We start from the raw sequence: 20,836 nt of genomic DNA on the forward strand, positions 1-20,836 counted from the left end.
CAAACTACGCCTAGCTTAAAAATTATAATTGGGTCTTAAAATAGGTAATGGCTTTTTCGAGATCTTCGGGGGTGTCGATTGCTATGGCTTGATGGGTGGTGGGGATCATTTTAATTTTAACGCCTTTTTCCAATAGTCTGAGTTGCTCGAGCATTTCTACTTGCTCGAGGTAAGATTTTGGCCAAGCGGTGAACTGCAATAGCATTTCTTTTCTGTAGGCATAAATCCCCACATGTTTCCAATAATGAGTTAGTCGCCCTTCTTCCCGTTCAAAAGGTATAGGAGATCGGCTGAAATATAAAGCATTGGCGTCTTGATCAACTACTAGTTTGACTGCATTTGGATTTGTGGCTTCATGGGCGTCTATTTGAAACATCATGGAGGCTACTTGGACTTTTGGATCATCAAAAGCTTTTATTAAGTCTTCTAAGGACTTTTTATCCTGAAATGGTTCGTCGCCTTGCACATTTACTACGATATCTGTATCGAGCTCTTTTACCGCTTCTGCGATCCTGTCAGAACCACTTTCATGAATTTGTTGGCTAAAAAAGATCTTCCCTCCTACTGCTTGAATTTGATCTACAATTTCTTGGTGATCGGTAGCCACTATTACTTCATCAAAAACTCCTGTCTCCACGGTACTCAAGTAGGTTCTTTGAATCACTGACAAACCACAGAGGTCTTTGGTGAGTTTGGCTGGAAACCTGGTTGAAGCGTAGCGGGCTGGGATGATGGCGGTTGGCATGGGGAGGGATTAGAAGATTGGGGTTAGAGAAATTGGAAGGTTGAAAGGTTGGAAGATTGGAAGGTTAGGTTATGTGTGCGATTGAAATGGGGTTTAGGATTGGAAGATTATGGTGTTGTTGGAAGGTTGAAAGGTTGGAAGATTTGAAAATTGGGTTGATGGGGGTTGGGGTTAGACTCGGAATCTGGCGAGGAAGTTGTTGAGTCTGTCTTTTGGTTTTTTGGGTTCTTCGTCTTCGTAGTAGTTGCCGGTATATTTGTTTTTTCTCATGTAGGAATAGTTATAGCCGTAACCATAATTGTATCCTCCAAAATCATAGATATCTCCTCCTGCGCGCATGCCGTTAAAGACTGCGTAGAAGTTTCTAATTTGATCATTGGCATAGAGGTCATTGATCATCAGAAGGTATTTTTTGTGTGTATAATCTTGCCTGATGATGTACAGGTTGACATCGGAGAATCTTAACAGATCCATGGTTTCTGATACTAATCCCAAAGGCGGTGTATCCATGATAACGATCTCAAATGATTCACTCAGGTGGTCCAAGAAAGTGGACATTTTATCTTTCAGAAGAAGTTCCGCAGGATTCGGAGGTACGGGTCCTGAGGGTACTATGTAAAGATTTTCGTATTTGGTTTGAATGATAATTTCCTCTTGAGTGGCTTTGTCAACTAGGAATGAAGATAGTCCTACTTTGTTTGCAACCCCTACGTACTCTGATATCTTTGGTTTTCTTAAGTCTAGCCCAATCAAAACCGTCTTTTTCCCACTTAGCGCAAGCGCAGCAGCAAGATTGAGGCTGACGAATGTTTTGCCTTCCCCTGAAACGGAGGATGTTATTAATATTCGTTTTGATTTCTTTTCACTGGCAAGGTAAAAGAGTGCAGATCTAAGGGATCTAAATGATTCAGACACCATAGATTTGGGGTGTTCTGCCACGATCATATTCGTTTCTTTTGTACTGTATCCGATGGTCCCGAGTAATGGGATTCGGATGGAGTTTTTGAGTTGGATTTGATCCATGATCCTGTTGTTGAGGTAATGGAATCCGAGTAAGAAGGACAGCGGGATAAAGAAACCTAGTCCAACAGCAAGACCATAGTTTTGGGATTTTTTAGGGAAAATCAGACTTCCTCTTCTTGCATAATCGACAATGGAGTTGTCCGAAATGTTAGATGCCTTTGCAATGCCTGCCTCTGCCCTCTTTTCCAAGAGGTAATTGTATAGATTTTCTCTCAGTTTATACTCCCTAAATATGTTGGTATAGTTTGATTCTGCTTGTGGGAGCTTAGAGAACTCTTGGTTGTATTCTACGAGTTTTTGGGTTATTTGTCTTCTTCTACTTTCCGTATTTGCAACGAGGTTGTTGATATTTTCAAAGATATTTTCTCTGATTTTATTGATTTGGCTGTCGATCTCTTTGATTTTCGGGTGGACTTCTTCCACTACGGTCAGGAGTTTTCTTCTGTCGAGGGAGAGTTCGGTGAGTACAGCAATCAGTCCACTCAATGAGCCATCTGACACGCCCATAAGGGAAGGTGCAATTATTTCGCTGTAATCATTTCCTTTGACTTCAAGGTAAGCTTGCAGGGTTTTGTAATAGCCTAGTTCAAACTCCATATTTTGAAGCGTTTGTTCCAGATTTTGAATGTTGCTCAATACGCCTCCAAACTCTGAGTTTACGTCGAGGAGCTTATTGTCCACTTTGAAATTGAGCATTCTTCTTTCGACATTTCTCAGCGAGTCTTCGACGATATACATTTGTTCATCGATGAACTTGAGTGTGTTTTCAGAGATTCTATTCTTTTCATTGAGGTCATAGTCCAAGTAAGAATCCATCAAGGCATTGACATAGTCTCTTCCTTTTTCTACGACGGTGGAAACGGTGGATACTTGAAGGACAGTACCGTAGCTATTTAATGGTCGTACTGTGACCGATCTTGAATACTCGTCAATTGTATTTACGGGATTGTTGATGGTAAAGGAGAGTTTATCTCCTTGCTTCATTGGTTTGAGTTGTCGGACGATAAATTTGGATCTTTCGCTAAAGATCACTTCTCCGAAGCCATACACTTTGTTGAGGATGTCCTCGTCAATTGGGCCATTTGCTTTGGCGGCTATGAAGTCAAAAAAGCCTTTCTCCTCTTTACTCAGCTTGAATTGCTCGTCATTGATCATGGTCAGCAGGATCATGCCTGATTCCATTTGAGGATAATCCCAATCAACCTCTACTCTGATCGGTGATTTGTCATAGAGTTCTATTTCCTTGATATTGGTAGAAGCGTAGTAGGTTACGTCAAAATGAAGTTTTTTGAGTGCTTCAGCAGCAAGGTTTTTGGAGGTAAAGAGGAGGATGTCATTTTCGAGGTTATTTCCACCTGAGAAGATATTAGATCTATCGAGGATTCTCACTTCTGGGGAAGCGTTTCTTTTGATGAGGATACTTCCTTTGACTTCATATTCTTCTACAGAATATCTATGAAAGAGAAAAGTAATGACTAAGCCAAGGAATATGCAGGTAGCATAAAGGGGCCAATACCTCGAGTATTTGATGAGGTAGTATTTGATGTCAATGGGTTTGACATCTTCTTCGAATTTGGAAATATCTATTTTGCCGTCAATCATTATAATCCTCCACTCAGTAGTGCAAATAAAACTAAAACTGATGAAGAAATCGACAAAATCAGTCCTAAAGAAGAAGATAAATTATCAGCAGAACCTATTTGTCTGATGCGCATTGGTTCTAGGTACAGGATATCATTTGGCTGGATAAAAAAGTATGGAGAGGCCAGAAGTTTTCTGTCGTTGAGGTTGATTTGGTGAATTTTTGTCCCACCGTCGTAATGTCTGATGATAAAGAGTTTATTTTTCTTTGCGAGAATATTGCTTTCTCCGGACATGGCGAGCGCATCGAAGATGGTGGCTCTATTTTTCATGATCACTTTTGTTCCGGAGCTTCCGAATTCTCCCAAGGTGGTAAATCTTATACCACCGAGTCTGAGTTTGACGAAGATTGATTCTTTGAAGAAAGCGTCCATGGCCTCTTGAACTTTTTCTTTTGCTTCCTCTTCTGTGAGTCCTGCGATTTCTATTTTTCCTAGTTTGGGTATTTCTACAAATCCTTGTTGGTCGATGGAGTATCCTGTAAAGTAGAAGATATCTCCTCCTCCACCACCCATTCCCATACCGCCACGCATTCCTCGGGATCCTTGAAATTCAAAGGCTTTGGTGAGTTCTTCGTCTGAGGCGGCGAAGTCAATATCTACGATGTCAAAAGGTTGCAATACATATCTATATTCCACTTCAGCAAAAGGGATGAGTTCATCCAAACCTATGGGTTCATCCCCAGGAAGGTTTTGTAGGTAGGTTAATCGTTTATTGGATATGCAAGATGCTGTGAGTACGATTAGCAGTAAAAAGAGTGGTAATTTCCTCATGAAATGGATTAGTCATATGCTTTTCAAATATAGTGAAAGATTATTTATAAAAAAGGGGGGGGGTGAAAGGATGAAGGGGAAAGGGAAAAGGATGACCACGCCTGCCTACTGCAGGTAAAGATTTTACGAATTGAACGAATTTATATTTTAGGGATATAAAAGATGGATTGGATTTGATGATCGGAAATTGGATTTAGATGGATTTATAAATTATGGCGCTGAAGCGCTAAGGATTGACACGAAGAGCCATCCCAAGAGAGAGAGAAAGGAATTTAAAGGATGAAGGCAAAAGGATGAAGGAGGAGAAATGAGAGAAGCCTGAAGGGCTTCAACTTTTGAATAGCCCCCGGTGGAACCGGGGGTTGAAGAGTAAATTCCATTCCAATATTTGCGACCCTGTCTGCAACAGGCAGGCCTGTAGGGGTCGAATTTCTTTTACACTGATTTTAGGACTACGGATTGAACAATTAAGGCTTTTGATTAAAGGCGCTGAAGCGCTGGGGATTGACAGGAATATGGGAAAGGGTTTTTACCACAAATGAACACGGGTAGAATTTAAGATTGTAGATTTTAGATTGAGTCTCACACAGATCCTCCCTGAAGGGAGGTAAATGCACAGATTTTTTTTATTGATTTACCACAGATGAACGCGGATGGACACAGATGAAAAAAGGCTTAAAAAATCATAATCCCGATATAAATTGGGAGAATGTCCAATTTAAAATGTCGAACTGGTGGATATGGACGTGTAGATGCAATCTGAGATTGGGGGAAAGAAAAAAGATTCGAGAGAAAAGGTTAAAGGGGTTAAAAGGTTCATTGGTTGATTAAGTTTAATAAGGGTTTAAATGAATTAAGATGTTAATTGTTTAATTGATTAAAAGGTTAACTGTTTAAGAAGCCAATACTTTTTTTAAGATTTCGAAATTCTTTTCTAGGGTATATTTTTGCTGAACGAGATGGTGTCCTGCTTGGCCGAAGGATTGGCGGAGATGGGGATTGGTCAGGAGCTTTGCTAGGGAATCTATCCACTCTTGTTCGGTGCTGGCTAAGAAGCCATTTTCACCGTGGATAACGACCTCTTTGTTCATGCCTACAGGAGAAGCTACAACTGGAAGACTACAAGCCATGTATTGAATGAGTTTGTAAGCACATTTCCCTCTCTCCCATGGTGAATCTTCAAGAGGCATGATTCCGATATCCATCTTGTTGATAGCTGCTACCTCTGTATCTTCTGACCAAGGAAATACTTCGAACTCTCCTTTGTAGTTTAATTTTGAATCACCTCCATTGATGATCAATAACTTAAATGGGTGAATGATAAATAGTTTCTCTAAGACAGGGAGAATGGTATTCAAGTACTTCATCGTTGTAGGGCTACCTATCCATCCGATAACAGGAGTATTTTTTTGTGTATTCGTAATTTGGTGATATCTATATGGATCTATAACCGTTGGAAGGTAAACAATTTGCTTCGCTCCTGCTGCCTTTGCTCTATCGGCTAGATATTGGTTCCCTACGAAAACGACCTTTGCATAAGATATGACCTTATCAATTTTATCGCCCATCGCTTTTCTCACTACAGAATTACTATGCCTGTCATAGTTGTGGAATACTGCATCATCATAATCCACCACGTATCCCCTACTCCATTTGTTGAGCAGGTACTCGCCCCAAGATGGCAGGAACGGGAAGAGTTCTTTCTCGATTACAATCAAGTTATATTTTGAAGCGGTAAGTAGTGTCAACAGTCTACCGAAGTAACAAAAAAGGACATTGATAATGCTTGGTTTTTGTTGAGCATAAAGTTGCTTGAGGTATGTTTCATTAAAAAAAGGAGATATCTTGACTTGATGGCCTTCATTTTCCCAAAGTGGTATGTACTGAAAAGTTCTCAGCCTGCTTGAGGCTCCCATTCGAGGGTACTTAGGGAGGAAAAGTATTTTCAAGGGTGGTTTATTTTTGGGCAAGTTAAAAAAATGTGTTTGTAGATTGTGTGGATTAGGCGGGTTTTTATTTTTAGCACGGATGAACGCGGGGTGAATTTTAGATTGTAGATTGTAGATTGAGTCGCACACAGATCCTCCCTGAAGGGAGGTGAATACGCGGATTTCACAGATTTTTTTATTTTTTACCGCAGATGAACACGGATGGACACAGATAAAAAAAGGGACCACAAATTATCCGAATTGAACGAATTAGGACTAAAGGGGCTTAGATGCTGGTTTGGGTTTAAATCTGGTATTTATATCTTTTAAACTAGTTTGAATTATGCGCCAGAGCGCTTCAAATTATGCGAATTGGAGGAATGGGTTTTTACCACAGATGAACACGGATGGACACAAATGAAAAAGGGTCGCCTCCCTAAAGGGAGACAGGCACGCAGATCCTCCCTGAAGGGAGGTAAATGCATGGATTTTTTTTTGGATTAAGGGCGCTGAAGCGTTGGGATTGAGGCGAATGAGGAGATGAACCTCCAATGGATTTTTTACCACAGATGAACACGGATGGACACGGATAAAAAAAAGAGGGACCACGAATTAATCGAATTGAACGAATTAGGACTAAAGGGGTTTAGATGCTGATTTGGGTTTAAATCTGGTATTTATATCTTTAAAATCATTTTGAATTATGCGCCAGAGCGCTTCAAATTATGCGAATTGGAGGAAAGGGTTTTTACCACAGATGAACACGGATGGACACAGATGAAAAAGAGTCTCACACAGATCCTCCCTGAAGGGAGGTGAATACGCGGATTTTTCTTATGGATTTACCACAGATGAACGCGGATGGACACGGATGAAAAAAAAGGGGGAGCACGCCTGCCTAATGCTGGTAAAAGTTAATCGAATTAAACGAAATGGAATTTAAAGTATGGAGACTTTGAGGTGCAGTTGAAAAACTGGGATAGTTTAGGGTTCAAGCCTCCTTAACGGAAGGCAAGTCTGAAGACTTTAACTAAAAGGGTCCAAGCCTCCCGAAAAGGGAGGTAAATGTGAAGACTTGAACCAAGAGGTCATGCCGATGGCATTGGATTAAAAGTCTGGAGACTTTGGGGGGCAGTTTGAAAACTGCAATGTGGTATGTCCAAGTCTGAAGACTTTGGGGGGCAGTTTGAAAACTGCAATGTGGTATGTCCAAGTCTGAAGACTTGAACCAGTGGGGTTTAGGGTCCAAGCCTCCCGAAAAGGGAGGTAAATGTGAAGACTTGAAATTAAAAGGTCCAAGCCTCCCGAAAAGGGAGGCAGGTTCAGGAGACTTGAACCAGGAGAAACTTGAACTAGGGGAGAGATTTGAATTTTTTTTGGGGGGGGTGCTTTTAATCTAGTAGGTTAATTACTTGTTCTAAGTATACTTGGCCTTTGTCTCCTTTTATTTGGTATGTCATTTGGTTTTTGTTCCATTCAAAATTAGCCATGCCATAGTGTAATGATGCTATCAAGCCTCCTACTCGGTATGGGTTGTATTCTTCTTTGTATGTTTTCCAAACATGTGTCATTCCACTTGAGGTAATTTCATAGAGACCATTTGGAAATCTTTTGTCTTTTAGTCTTGAGACTTCTGCTATGTGTCTGTCACCACTGATCAACACTGGATTTTTTACACCTGAGGTATGGATTAGGTCAAATAGTCTCTCCCTTTCTTTCGGAAAATTGTCCCATTTTTCATACGGGTGTTCGGTTGGGATAAACTGAATTCCAGATGAGATGATGTTCACTTTTGCTTTGCTGTTTTTCAATTCACTTTCCAACCAAGCCCATTGTTCTTCTCCTAACATTGATCCTTCCAGATTTGTAAGATATACTCCTTCTTCTCGGTAGAGGGTGTCTCTGTTGTATCTTGCGTCAAGAAGGAAAACTTTGACTGACTCCTCCCCTGTTCCATATTCATAAGATGCATAAACTCCTTGTTGCTTCCTTCTCGGGCTATCTTTTGGTTCATCCAAAAAGTCTAGCATCAGTTGCATGGATTTTACTCTCTGGGAATAAAATTTTCCACCGTCATTGATTCCATAATCATGGTCATCCCAAACTCCGATTACTTGCGTGTTTTCTTTTAGTTTTTGATAGGCTGGTATTGCTTTCTGAGTGTTGTATTTGGATTCAAGCAATTCCATATTGTGGGTATCTCCATAGACATTATCCCCTAACCAAATAAATACCTCAGGTTTATCTTCCTGAATGGGATTCCATAGTGGTTGTGGAAGATCGTGTTTGTTGCAAGAGCCAAAGGCTATTTTAGTAATCTGCTGTGCTTCTACATTTTGTTGAAAATTAAGCAATAAAAGCAGCAGGAATGTAATTCCTTTATATTTTGATGTGGTCATTGTTTTTGATTTTTCTGATGTATGATTTTGACGCTGAAAGATTCAGCAATTTTTGATCTGAATTAATTTCAGCTGATTTTAATAATTTAGAAACTGTTTGCCTGGATATCCCTGTCATTTGTGCAATATCAACGATATGAAGAAGATCTATCACTTTGAATTTTCTTGATCTTGGATCAATGATGGTTCCCTCAAACTCTTGGAACAGGGCTTTTATTCTGTCTAGTGGAGATTGTGTACATATTTTGAAAAGTCTCGTCTCCATTTTACACCATCTTTTGATGATTGATTGGTTGAACCAATCGGAAACAATAGGGTCATGAACGATCATCTTTTTATAAAAGGACAATTCATAGCAGGTAATTTTACAATCTGTTAAAGCCTTGGCAAATTCGAAGAACTGCCCATTCAAATATCTTAGGTTTCCAAAGACCTCTTTATTGTAAAGGATATCATAACAAACCTCCTCCCCTTCATCGGTATAAGTTCCAATCTTGACTACTCCAGAAATAATCTGAAACATCTCTGTGGGTTTATTTGGCGGCATATAAATATACTCCCCTTTTCTGATATACAGTTCCCTGATCAGTTTTTCAGACTCCTCTTTATCAAGTTGTTGCTTAAAGTAGGTAAGGATATCCATGTTTTTTTTTATAAAATTCAGGAAGTGTAGGCACAAAAGCACTACACCTCCCAAATCTTAATCAAAACTTAAATCGTTCTTAACAGAGATATTTCAATTTAAACATTGGAATAATCCTAAAAAGAGTACCTTAAGCCTAGTTGAATTCTCCAAGGCGTCCCATTGACAGGCAATACGCCGACCCCTTGCTCTACATTGTAGATGTATTGTTGTGTATCTTGATTGAATCCACGAATACTCTGAAGGTTTCTAGAGCTACTGAGGTTATTATTTACTCCCCAATCTTTGCTCAGCATATTCATGAAATTGAAGACATCACCTGATATTTCGAGTCTTTGAGTTCCCGCAATTTTGATTTGTTTTAATAATCTCAAATCTAGGTTATAAAACATGGGGTTTTCTCCGCCATTTCTTTCAGCGACCTTTCCAAAACTATCCCTCAAGTACTTTTTGGTACTTTCAGAAGTATTCGGATCATTGAGAATCGCATTGTATCCATCTCTGATGTTTTCAGGCGTGTTTGGGTTATTCGGATCAAATACAAAGGCAAGGGCATTGTTGAGTGGGAAATCCCCTTGAAGTGACCCATTAGACACTAAGAAAGAATATCTAGATCCGCTTACCCCGATTAAAGTTGCTCCCATCATAAAGCCTTTCCAAGTTGGTGTAGCACCATTCAAGACAATTTTATGCTTGAACTGATTGTCAGAATAGGCCCAATTTAGATTTCTTGAATCATCTACAACTGGAAGGAATGTGGAAGTATTTGCTACACAGCAATTGTAAGAGGTGTTGTCAAAAGCCTGATTGTAAGTGTACGATGCTGTAAAGTAACCGTCTTTTCCAAGTCTAACACTCCCGTCTAAGATCAAGGCATATTGATATCCTGCACCTACAGAGTTCAGTTCTAAGACTCTCCCCACATTTTCTGATTTCCTTGAATTCAACCAATTTGTCTGACCATTTGCCCCAATGGTATTTGCTGGTACAAACACACCCCTATCGGCTTCATTCGTCAATCTGAAATATGGATCATCAACCAAATTTCTTTCTAAATAAACATAGTTATTGAAAGTATAGGAATAAATGATATTCGCTCCTATTCTGTATCTATCTCCTAAAAGCTTGTTGTAATTCAGGTTTGCTTTGAAGGTATTCGGTACTCTGAAATCATCAGAAACGCTGTTGATTGTAGAGATGAATTCAGCACCTTCTGGTATGCCTGGTGCTTCTACACCATTTCTGTAGCCAATAAAATCCGCTTCAGGAACCAAGGCACCCTGTACATCAATTGCTGCGAGCATCGCACCAGAGTTTTGAATGTTATTCACTTGTGCATAGTAATGTGGTTGTGCGGCGAAAATCCCTGTTCCAAACTTTATGATATCGGTATTTTTTCCTTTGATATCCCAAGTAAGTTGAACTCTAGGCTGGATATTTCCAAAATCAGCAGGTTTATTATCTGTTCTGATACCCAATTCACTGGCAACAGCAGGGTTAAATGCAGCTTCATCCATAAACATTGTTGCATCATACCTGATCCCCGCTACCAAGTTCACATCCTTGTGTGGATTTACTTCCATTTGAGCAAAAGCAGAGAGGTCAACAACAGTTTGCTTGACGATTGGAAGCCCTTGAAGCGGAACTTCCCTTGCATATCTGAACGGATTATTATTTTCGAAATCCTGGAGGCTATTGTAGAAGAATCTCCCGTTTTGTTCATTACTTAAGAGTGTTTCCAAGTAAGTAACCATGTTGTCCGTACCAAAGGTAAAGTTGAACTTTCCTCTTTGCATGTAGGTGGTATTGACGATGTGAACTTGCTGTTCAAGGTTTGTTTCAGGTGAAAACCGCTGACCTCCTATTTGTAAATTTGTAGTTTGGATTGCGTTGGGGTTGTTTGCTGTTGGAAAAGGAGACACCACCCTTACAATCGCTCTAGGCATATTGGTTGCGGGCAATTGTCTATTTACAGAGAATGCCCTTTCTGCATGTTGGAATTGAACTTTGAGTTCGTTGGTTGTATTGGCATTGGCGATAGATCTCAAAGAGACCAACAAGCTGTTTTCTTTAGAAGTAAAATCCCCTAGTACTTCAGCAAGATTGATTGAAGTATTGTCATTGATTGAAAAAGGATTTGACCAATCCGTGTAATTGTTTCTGATTGTCAGTTTATTTCTTTTGTTGATTTGCCAATCTATTCTTGCGAAGAAGGTATTCGCGACAGTTTTCCTAGAAAACTCACCCACCTGCTGTTCAGGCCCTACGCCGTAAAGTCTTCTTGCAACGTCTACAAATTTATCTAGCGTATCTTTTCTGATTCTAAGTCTTCTTTCATCGTCTTCATTTCTAATGTCTCCAATGAAAACTGGTTCCCCGGCATCTTGTCTATCAAAAACGGTGAAGAAGTGAACTTTATCTTTGATGATTGGGCCCCCTAAACTGAAGCCCCACTGGGTATTGTTGAATACTACATCTCTGTTGTTTCCTCGGATATCGTTTGGACTAGCGAGGTTATCATTTCTATGGTAAACAAAAGCAGAGCCTTCCAAGGTATTGGTACCAGATTTTGTAACCGCATTGAGGGCACCACCGGCTTGTCTTCCTTGTGTGACATCGTAGGAATTGGTGGCTACTTCAAATTCTCTGATTGCTTCAATCGAAACAGTATATGGACCTCTTCCGATCTCACCTGCTGTCAATTGGTTTCTTGCATTTACACCATCCAAGGTAACATTGGTGGATGTTCTTCGTTGTCCTCCTAGGTTTAATCCACCACCACCTTGTAGCGGAGAAAGCGCTGTCAGGTTGGTGAAATTCCTTCCTTCTGTAGGTAGATTTTTGATTTGATTTGAATTGATGGCAGTTACTGCACCAAGTTTATCCATTTGATTTTTGAAGTTATCTGCTGATACGACAACTTCTGCTAGGTCATTGCTCCCATATTCCATGATCAGGTCAATATTCACTCGATCACCTTGGTTCAGCTGGTATCCTGTACGTTTTTGCGTATCGAAGCCGATAAAGCTAACCGTTATCGAGTAAGGCTTTCCTAAAGGGAGCTGCTGAAACTGAAATCTACCATCTACTCCTGTGATTGTTCCTGCCTCGAAGCCTGTAGATTCGTTTCTCACGAGGATACTTGCGCCGATAAGTGGTTCTTTGTTATCGTCTAGGACTAAGCCACTTATTGTGGCATTTGTAGCTTGTGCCAAAGCAGATGGTACGTTACCTACTGATAGAGAGATCCATGTTAAAACAAAGATTCCCAGCACTTTTTGGAATTGTTTTGTAATGTTAGAATACATAAGATTAGTGTTTTTCGTTTTACAAAACTGAATTTGATCTGCTGAGAAAAATGTTAATTTTTAACATATTAAGTCATGTTAAAAGTAAGTTCATTTAGGGTTAATATTAGGTGATGATTTTTTAGGAAGATTGTAGATTGAGTCTCTCACAGATCCTCCCTGAAGGGAGGTGAATACGCGGATTATTTTGGATTATATACCACAGATGAACACGGGTAGAATTTTAGATTGTAGATTTTAGAATGTAGATTGAGTCTCACGCAGATCCTCCCTGAAGGGAGGTGAATACGCGGATTTTTTTATTTTTTACCACGGATGAACACGGGTTAACACGGATAAAAAAATAGGGACCACGAATTTATCGAATTATACGAATTGGGGTTTTGGTGGGGTGATCTTGGTTTGAATGTTGAAAACTTTATTTACTGGCTTTTTGGATTAAGGGCGCTGAAGCGCTGGGATTGACACGAATGAGGAGATGAACCTCCAAAGGATTTTTTACCACAGATGAACGCGGGTAGAATTTTAGATTGTAGATTTTAGAATGTAGATTGAGTCTCACGCAGATCCTCCCCGAAGGGAGGTAAATGCGCAGATTTTTTTATTTTTTACCACAGATGAACACGGATGGACACAGATAAAAAAAAGGGGACCACGAATTATCCAAATTGAACGAATTAGGATTTGGTGGGATGATCTTGGTTTGAATATCGAAAACTTTATTTACTGGCTTTTTGGATTAAGGGCGCTGAAGCGCTGGGATTAACAGGAATATGGGAAAGGGGAAAGAAAGTATGAAGGAGGAAGGATGAAGAGGAAAGGAGAAAAGAGAAAGGGAAAAGCAGAAAGGGGTTTGGAAGGATGAAAGAGGAATTTAAAGGATGAAGGCAGAGGGAGGAAGGATGAAAAAAAGGAAAAAGGGTGACCACGGATTTTACGAATTGAACGAATTTATATTTTAGGGATATAAAAGATTGATTGGATTTGATGATCGGAAATTGGATTTAGAGGGATTTAAAAATTATGGAGCTGAAGCGCTGCGATTAGCACAAAAAGCCATCCACCTCTTGATTTCTGCGGGGCAGGCTAGCTGGAGGAAACATTAGGGGTTGAGGTAAAAAGAAGATCAAAAATCTTTAATTACACAGAGGATGAAGGAGGAAATGAAAAAAAGGGAAAAGGGGAAAGTGGTTTGGAAGGATGAAAGAGGAATTTAAAGGATGAAGGCAGAGGGAGGAAGGATGAAAAAAAGGAAAAAGGGTGACCACGGATTTTACGAATTGAACGAATTTATATTTTAGGGATATAAAAGATTGATTGGATTTGATGATCGGAAATTGGATTTAGAGGGATTTATAAATTATGGAGCTGAAGCGCTGCGATTAGCACAAAAAGCCATCCACCTCTTGATTTCTGCGGGGCAGGCTAGATGGAGGAAACATTAGGGGTTGAGGTAAAAAGAAGATCAAAAATCTTTAATTACGCAGAGGAGCACGGAGGAGGCACAGAGTTCCTCAGAGGATAAAGAAAGGATGAAGGAGGAAATGAAAAAAAGGGAGAAAGGAAAAAAGTGAAAGGTTAAAGAGGTTAAAAGGTTAAAAATGATGAATATCGATCCCGAAAGCTTTCGGGAGAATTAAAAATGTCGAAGGGAGGGAAAGATGTGGAAGTGTAGATGCATTTAGAGGATAATCAAGTCAAGGAAATCAGCCCTGAAAGGGCTGAACCATTAATAGCCTCGTATCAGGCGCTGAAAAACCGATATGGTCACTTTCTCTCGCTATGCGCCGCAATGCGGGGAAAAGAAATGCGCACACCTGACCGGGAGTCCCGGCGGTGGATATATTAGGGAGAAGAGGTATTTCTCGGGACGATAGGGAAAAGGTAAATTTAGAAAGGAAAAAGGGTTGATTTTGAGTATTGAGAGAAAGTGTTGAAGCGATATATATTTTTTTCTCTTACTTTTTCTCTCTGTTTGAAAGTAAGAAATTCGACGCCTTTCAGGGTCGGTAATTTTAGGAAAATTTAAGTTTAGTTACCCCCCGAGTTCCACACGGGGTAAATACCCTTGCGGATTTGAACACCTTTCGGTGTTCTTTATTGATATCACATGAAACACTTAGTTTAAGCTACTTTTGCTTTTAAAAAAAAATATTTCATGTCATGAAGAACAAATTGCACTGATTCCAATTTTTTTGACTTAGAAAAGTACAATCTTGTAAAAATTATATATTTTCTTGGTTTTTCGCCAAAAGTCGGCGAATGGTCGGGAGGCATACGGGACACGGTCGGAACACGGACGGGAGGAAGACGGGGGAAAATGGGGTATTTTTGGAATTAAATATGATTATTATATATATAATTGTATTATTTTAATATGCAGAAATTGAAGAAATCAATCAAAAATTGAGGTAAAAACTTGGATTATAACCAAAGCAGCAGAGTTGCATCATGGCACAATATCGGTCGTACTTACGGCACTAGAGGAGATGAGATTTTGCTTTTGTCCCAGCAATGAATTGCTGGGTTAATATGTCGGTCATGCCGATGGCATTGGAGTCAGGAGATTTTACTTTTATTCCAGCAGTGAACTGCTGGGTTAATATGTTGGACATGCCTTCCTTCGGTAGGCAGGCCTACGGCATTGGAGGAAAGTCTGAAGACCTTGAGGGGCAGTTTGAAACTGCGATGTGGTAGGTCCAAGTCATGAGACTTGAACCAGTGGGGTCCAAGTCTCCCAAAAGGGAGATAGGTCTGAAGACTTGCACCAGAGTGGGCCCAGCATTGAAATACCGGGTTAAGAGGTCGGTCATGCCGATGCCATTAGATTTAAAGTCTAGAGACTTTGAGGGGCAGTTTAAAAACTGCGATGTGGTAGGTCCAAGCCTCCCAAAAGGGAGGCAGGTCTGAAGACTTGATCTTATAAGTTAAGAGTTCGTTTTTCTTCTACTTGTTCCATTTCGGTAATTCTCCGGTATGGTCAAAAAAGTTTTTTAGCATTTCAACTTGTTCTTTCATTTGGTCGATATTGCCATCTGTTACATACCAATAAATGTCAAGAGCGTCTGTTTTGTCTTTTATTAATTGATCAGTCCAAGCAATTTTTCTTGGATTTTTGTCGAAGTGAATTCCATTTACTATTTCATTGTAAAGTCCACCTGAATTTGAGAAACCGATATAGACTAAATTTATTTCTCCGTTTCGTAGTTCCAAAACTTTAAAAACACCGTCTTTATCTTTAGGGGCGTTGCAAACTTTTCTTAAGTCCTTAACTGCTTCAAAAAAGAAATGGTCGTTGTCTGTATATTTTTTAGGTTCTTGAAACATTGTCTATTTGTTGTTTTATTTATCTAGATTGATACTTAATTATTCATTTTGTAACGGGATTCAGCTTGGAGACGGCGGGCCTGTCTGACGCCAAGCGGGCATTCGGAGCCGTAATCTTCAAACTTACTCCTAGCTTCTTGAAGATACTGATTTTAATATTTACTCGGTACTGCCCGCTGTATCCAAGGTGATGTTGGCAGTAGTTTCAACTTCTTATCCAAGGGTTGAATGTTTTTTCTGAAATTATAAGTTTTGGCTTAAACAATGCAAGCATCCTTTTTCGTCCGGTTAGCGTTTTGGGTTTTTGAGAAATCAAAATATAAGTTTCCTCCCATATTTCACCTAATTCTGTTTCGCTTTTTATATGATTTATAGGTGAAGTAAGAAATTCTTTTATGTATGCTTTAAATTCTTGGGTTGATTTGAAATTATACTGGATAAAAACTTCCTTATCATTATCTATAAAGAAATCACAAAATCCCTCAAATATTTCCAAATAGAACGGAATTCTGTCTTTATCCGTTGAATTTGAGGCGAATTTGACGTAATCAGTATTTTCCAGAAACCCAATTTCTATTTCCTGTTCATCCAAATCATTCAATTCGAACGTTAAGCATTCAAATAGTTCAAAAGATTTTTTGGAAAGAGTCTTTTTGAGTTTGGTTGTTATATTGTCACTTCCTTTCATTATTTCAAATTACCGCCAACATTTTGCTTTCCAATATAGTAGAAAGCATTCCATTTGAGAAGATTTCCATCATAATAGAGGATATCTCCTAATTACTAAACCTACCTAAAAGATCTTAAACAAAAAAATACCATGAACAGGGTATTTTTACGGATTAAATTGAGGTTTTTGTAAATATAGGTAATTAAAAGAATTGGGTATTGATGATGAGTCCTTTTGAACTAAGTTCTTTTAGGTATGATTCAACTTTTTCAAATTTTCCTTGATTGAGGTATTTGATAGTCTGGCGCACGGTTTCTTTTAATTGCCGGACTTTGGAAAGTCTTTCGAATGGTAATATCGGTCGTACCTACGGCACTGGAGTCAGGAAATTCTACTTTTATCCCAGCAGTGAACTGCTGGGTTAGTATGTCGGTCATGCCGATGGCATTGATATTTTAAGTCTGGAGACTTTGAGAGGGCAGTTTGAAAACTGCAATGTGACAGGTCCAAGTCATGAGACTTGAACCAGTGGGGACTGCTGGGTTAATATGTTGGACATGCCTTCCTTCGGTAGGCAGGCCTACGGCATTGCAAGAAAGTCTGGAGACTTTGTAAGGGCAGTTTGAAAACTGCGATGTGGTTGGTCCAAGTCATGAGACTTGAACCAGTGGGTTCTTCGGGACAGGCATTGACACATCCGCCTCAGCGGACTTTTTGAGAAAAGTAACCAAAAAGTCAAGAATTTCGAATTCCCGCAATACTGCGGGACAGGCTCTTCAACCCGCAAAAGGCCACCGCCTGCCCGGTCGAAATTCAGCCCACCCGCATCAGACGGTTTGAGTATAGGTGACGGTTTATTCCAATATGTAGGGTTGGGAAAATAACTTCAATTAGGGCCGTCCTTTGGGAAGCCTGAAGCTGAGATGAAGAAAAAGGGTTTTAAAGGAGGAAGGAGGAAAAAGGTTAAAGGGAAAAGGGAAAAGGGAAAAGGGTTTTAAAGGATGAAGGAGGAAGGATGAGGGATGAAAAAGAGGAAATGGTGAAGGAAAAAGATAAAAAAGTGTAGATGCAATCTAGAATTGGGGCTCTTTTGATTTCTAGATGTAGGGGTCGATGTCTTCTAGGGGGATGCCGGAGAATTGGGAGAATTCTTTGATGGTGACGAATTGATGGGATTCTTTTTTGTAATAAATACGCATTTTGGTAAGCAGGTCCTGGGAATACCTCTCTGATCTATCTGTTATCCTTTGGATATCTTTGGGATATATGACGCATCTCTTCTTAAACATGCTTTTGAACCTATTTGTGAGGAAAAAACTTTGTTTGACGTTTTGATAATTGAGTGGATTGGTTGAATATTTTAGATTGTAGATTTTAGATTTTAGACCTACCTATCATTAGGCAGGTTTTAGAAGGTAGACAGGTTTAGGATTGATGTTGCATGGCTGGTGTTTCGAAAGAGGTTTTTATTGTTTTTCGATGATGTTTCCGTTTAGGTTGTTGTGGTATCTTATGGTTTCGGAAGTAGACCAATAGTGGCTTCCTGCTATCATGTGCTTTAGTGCTTTTATATATTTTGAAAGGTTAGGTTTGTCTTTGTTTATCGAACATAGTTGCATGAATTGATGGAGTAGCTTGGTGTGTTTTTGTTTTGCTATCTCCATTAATTCGTCTATTGAAAACTGGTGTTCTTTCATTAAAATTATTAAGAAGTTATGAATTGAATCTTCATTGAGTTCTTTGTAAAAAGATCCAATGTCATTGGCTAGACAGATTAATGTGGTTGCTTTACTTTCCAAGTAGTGTAATTGACAAATATCCATTTCCTTAGTCTGTAAGAGGAAATTGATTAGAATTTTCATGAAATAGATTGCTAGATGGGCTCCTGATGCATAGGGTCTTTTGAAACAATATTCTTGAATTGGTGGAATTTCCATTGAGTTGTTTATCTCTAATTCCCATTGTTGAAATTCAATGTATTCCTTAAAGCGATTCATAAATTCCGTGTGCTCTTCATTATTGACGAGTTTTTTCCATTGATTTGTAAAATCCAAAAAAGCAATTGAAAAAGGGCTTTCAACTTTTGAGGCCTTGTCATACAAAATATTTATAAAACTTTGGTGTATATCTTTTATTTCGTTTTGTTCTGCTTGGCGTCTATTGTCGGTGAGGTCATCTAGTAGGAAAAGGATTAGATAGATTTTCGTGACAGGCAGGAGGAACTTTTTACTTGCATGAGGATATAGACAGGATGCAAAAGTGTCGATTTTCATCTGCTTAATCGTATTTACTTGTTTTCTAGAATTAAGCAGACCCAAATGCACTGCCCAGGTTGTAGTCAATTGATCCATTTCGTCAGAAAGGGGATTGATCATGCTTTCGAAGGGGTATAAAAGTTCCATAATGAAATTAATTTAGAGTAGTTAAAACCTCGGCTAGATCCATGTGAATTATTCTTGTGACAGTTCTTTTCTGATTCTAAAAACTGATCTTTCTGGGATATTTAAGATTGCAGAAATCTCCAATACCTGAAGGAGGCCAAAAACCCGACAGATTTTTTGAAGGGAGTTGTAGGCATCTTTCTTTTCCATGTAGTGCAGTCTTTTCCATTGTTGATCAATTTTGGTCATTCTATGGTTGATTTTGAGTGCGAGTTTGGCGAAAACAGGGATATATTCTATGACGTTAAACTCGTCTGCTTTGTGGAGCTCTCCTACTTGAACATCTGTAAATGCTTTGAGCGTGATATTTGATTTTTCTTCGGACCAGTAGGATTCAAAATCACAGGCAGTTTCCTGAGCGCTGAATATTTTTCTGCAATAAAGCTTCTTATCTCTGTACTCGTACTCAGCGATATCCCCGCTAAAGATGTATCTGCTGACCATTTCGAGTTCTTCATGAGATTTTAAAACCTCTCCTTTTCTGTAGCTTTTGATTTTTAAAAATTGAAATAGTTTGATATACTCCTTGCGATCAATCACCAAAAGGCTGTCCAAATCTTCTTTCATTTGGTTTATTAGATGCTCCATAACCTGTATTTAGTTAAAAATTTTAGAAACGATAATTCATATCGACTATGCGATACTTACCGAAACACAAGGAACTTGTACAGCGCAACGAATTGTATTTCAGACCACAAGCAAAAAAGAGATTCCACTCTCCAACAGTAAACTATAACCAATTTTGATTTAAAATATTTGAAAAAGCAAAATAATTAGTAATTATTTAAATATTAAGTATGGTTTTTCTGCCAAATGGCAGGGGGAATGAGGGGTTTTATGCATGATTTTTTGCCAGGGGTGAATACTGTTGATTTAAGATTTTAGATGGTAGATCTACCTTCCGGTAGGCAGGTTTTAGAATTAGTCTCACACAGATTTCACGGATCCTCCCTGAAGGGAGGTAAATACGCAGATTTCACGGATTTTTTTTGATTTAGGGCGCTGAAACGTTGGGATTGAGGCGAATGAGGAGTTGAACCTCCAAAGGATTTTTTACCACAGATGAACACGGATGGACACGGATAAAAAATGGGAGACCACAAATTATCCGAATTGAACGAATTAGGACTAAAGGGGCTTAGATGCTGGTTTGGGTTTAAATCTGGTATTTATATCTTTAAAACCATTTTGAATTATGCGCCAGAGCGCTTCAAATTATGCGAATTGGAGGAAAGGGTTTTTACCACAGATGAACACGGATGGACACGGATGAAAAAAAAAGGGAGTCAATATGAAGACTTGAACCATAGTGAGCTCCTCCCTTTCAGTGAACAAGCTATACCCTTTGGGGAGGCAGGCCATCCCTTTTAGTGAGGCAGGCCTAATCGAAATTCGTCAGGCCCGCATCAGAATTGTTGAGTGGAATTGTAGGTTTATTTCCAAATAGTAAGTAATCGCTACCGAGTTTCAAACAAGGCCCAATATCGGTCGTACCTACGGCACTAGAGGTGATGAGATTTTGCTTTTGTCCCAGCAATGAATTGCTGGGTTAGTATGTCGGTCATACCTATGGTATTTGGATTTAAAGTCTGGAGACTTGAATGGATAGGGTCCAAGCCTCCACAAGGGAGGCAGGTTCTGAAGACTTGAACCATCGTAGTTGGATAGGGTCAAAGCCTCCACAAGGGAGGCAAGTCTGAAGACTTGAACCATCGTAGTTGGATAGGGTCAAAGCCTCCACAAGGGAGGCAAGTCTGAAAACTTGATTAAAAAGTACGCACACTTGACCGGGAGACCCAGCGTTGAGAATTATTAGAAAAAAGAGTTTTCTCTCGGGAAGATAGGGTTTTGATGAATTTAGAAGGGAGAAGGGAGATTTTGAGTAGTAAGAGAAAGTGTTTTGAGATGAATATATTGTTTTCTTTTACTTTTTGCCTT

13 protein-coding genes are annotated in these 20,836 nt (G+C 39.3%); 1 reads left to right on the plus strand and 12 read right to left on the minus strand.

Annotated elements, in window-relative coordinates:
• Positions 1 to 22: 22 nt before the first annotated feature.
• The 7 genes from kdsB to IEV57_RS04085 form a co-directional block, all read right to left on the minus strand.
• The gene (gene kdsB / locus IEV57_RS04055) at positions 23 to 745 is read right to left on the minus strand and encodes a 3-deoxy-manno-octulosonate cytidylyltransferase (RefSeq protein WP_188439930.1); all 723 of its coding nucleotides are present in this window, start codon (positions 743 to 745) and stop codon (positions 23 to 25) included.
• 171 nt (positions 746 to 916) lie between these two features.
• On the minus strand, positions 917 to 3,370 hold the full coding sequence (locus IEV57_RS04060) for a GumC family protein (protein WP_188439932.1): 2,454 nt from the start codon (positions 3,368 to 3,370) through the stop codon (positions 917 to 919).
• Positions 3,370 to 4,182, minus strand: coding sequence for a polysaccharide biosynthesis/export family protein (locus tag IEV57_RS04065; protein ID WP_188439934.1), 813 nt, complete (start codon positions 4,180 to 4,182; stop codon positions 3,370 to 3,372). The genes IEV57_RS04060 and IEV57_RS04065 overlap by 1 nt, the downstream gene beginning before the upstream one ends.
• Positions 4,183 to 5,075: 893 nt before the next feature.
• The gene (locus IEV57_RS04070; protein WP_229744218.1) at positions 5,076 to 6,131 is read right to left on the minus strand and encodes a glycosyltransferase family 4 protein; all 1,056 of its coding nucleotides are present in this window, start codon (positions 6,129 to 6,131) and stop codon (positions 5,076 to 5,078) included.
• 1,370 nt (positions 6,132 to 7,501) lie between these two features.
• On the minus strand, positions 7,502 to 8,509 hold the full coding sequence (locus IEV57_RS04075) for an alkaline phosphatase D family protein (protein WP_188439936.1): 1,008 nt from the start codon (positions 8,507 to 8,509) through the stop codon (positions 7,502 to 7,504).
• Positions 8,490 to 9,152, minus strand: coding sequence for a cyclic nucleotide-binding domain-containing protein (locus IEV57_RS04080; protein ID WP_188439938.1), 663 nt, complete (start codon positions 9,150 to 9,152; stop codon positions 8,490 to 8,492). The genes IEV57_RS04075 and IEV57_RS04080 overlap by 20 nt, the downstream gene beginning before the upstream one ends.
• Before the next feature lie 116 nt (positions 9,153 to 9,268).
• Positions 9,269 to 12,460 (minus strand): TonB-dependent receptor, encoded by a 3,192-nt coding sequence (locus IEV57_RS04085; RefSeq protein ID WP_188439940.1) that lies wholly within the window; start codon positions 12,458 to 12,460, stop codon positions 9,269 to 9,271.
• Between the two features lie 2,514 nt (positions 12,461 to 14,974).
• Here IEV57_RS04085 and IEV57_RS04090 point away from each other — a divergent pair.
• Positions 14,975 to 15,157 (plus strand): hypothetical protein, encoded by a 183-nt coding sequence (locus IEV57_RS04090; protein ID WP_188439942.1) that lies wholly within the window; start codon positions 14,975 to 14,977, stop codon positions 15,155 to 15,157.
• A gap of 249 nt (positions 15,158 to 15,406) precedes the next feature.
• Here the strand turns inward: IEV57_RS04090 and IEV57_RS04095 are convergent, their stop codons facing one another.
• The 5 genes from IEV57_RS04095 to IEV57_RS04115 all read right to left on the minus strand — a co-directional run bounded on the left by IEV57_RS04095 (position 15,407) and on the right by IEV57_RS04115 (position 19,486).
• The gene (locus IEV57_RS04095; protein ID WP_188439944.1) at positions 15,407 to 15,787 is read right to left on the minus strand and encodes a hypothetical protein; all 381 of its coding nucleotides are present in this window, start codon (positions 15,785 to 15,787) and stop codon (positions 15,407 to 15,409) included.
• Positions 15,788 to 15,992: 205 nt separating this feature from the next.
• Positions 15,993 to 16,379 (minus strand): hypothetical protein, encoded by a 387-nt coding sequence (locus IEV57_RS04100; protein ID WP_188439946.1) that lies wholly within the window; start codon positions 16,377 to 16,379, stop codon positions 15,993 to 15,995.
• 347 nt (positions 16,380 to 16,726) lie between these two features.
• Positions 16,727 to 16,894, minus strand: a complete 168-nt coding sequence (locus IEV57_RS04105) for a hypothetical protein (RefSeq protein WP_188439948.1) — start codon at positions 16,892 to 16,894, stop codon at positions 16,727 to 16,729.
• Between the two features lie 1,029 nt (positions 16,895 to 17,923).
• Complete coding sequence (locus IEV57_RS04110) at positions 17,924 to 18,859, minus strand: terpene synthase family protein (RefSeq protein WP_188439950.1); 936 nt, start codon at positions 18,857 to 18,859, stop codon at positions 17,924 to 17,926.
• Between the two features lie 48 nt (positions 18,860 to 18,907).
• Positions 18,908 to 19,486 carry a hypothetical protein gene (locus IEV57_RS04115; RefSeq protein ID WP_188439952.1) on the minus strand — a complete coding sequence of 193 codons (579 nt, stop codon included), beginning with the start codon at positions 19,484 to 19,486 and terminating at the stop codon, positions 18,908 to 18,910.
• Between the last annotated feature and the right edge of the window lie 1,350 nt (positions 19,487 to 20,836).

Source organism: Belliella aquatica (assembly GCF_014637795.1).
Lineage (GTDB): Bacteria > Bacteroidota > Bacteroidia > Cytophagales > Cyclobacteriaceae > Belliella > Belliella aquatica.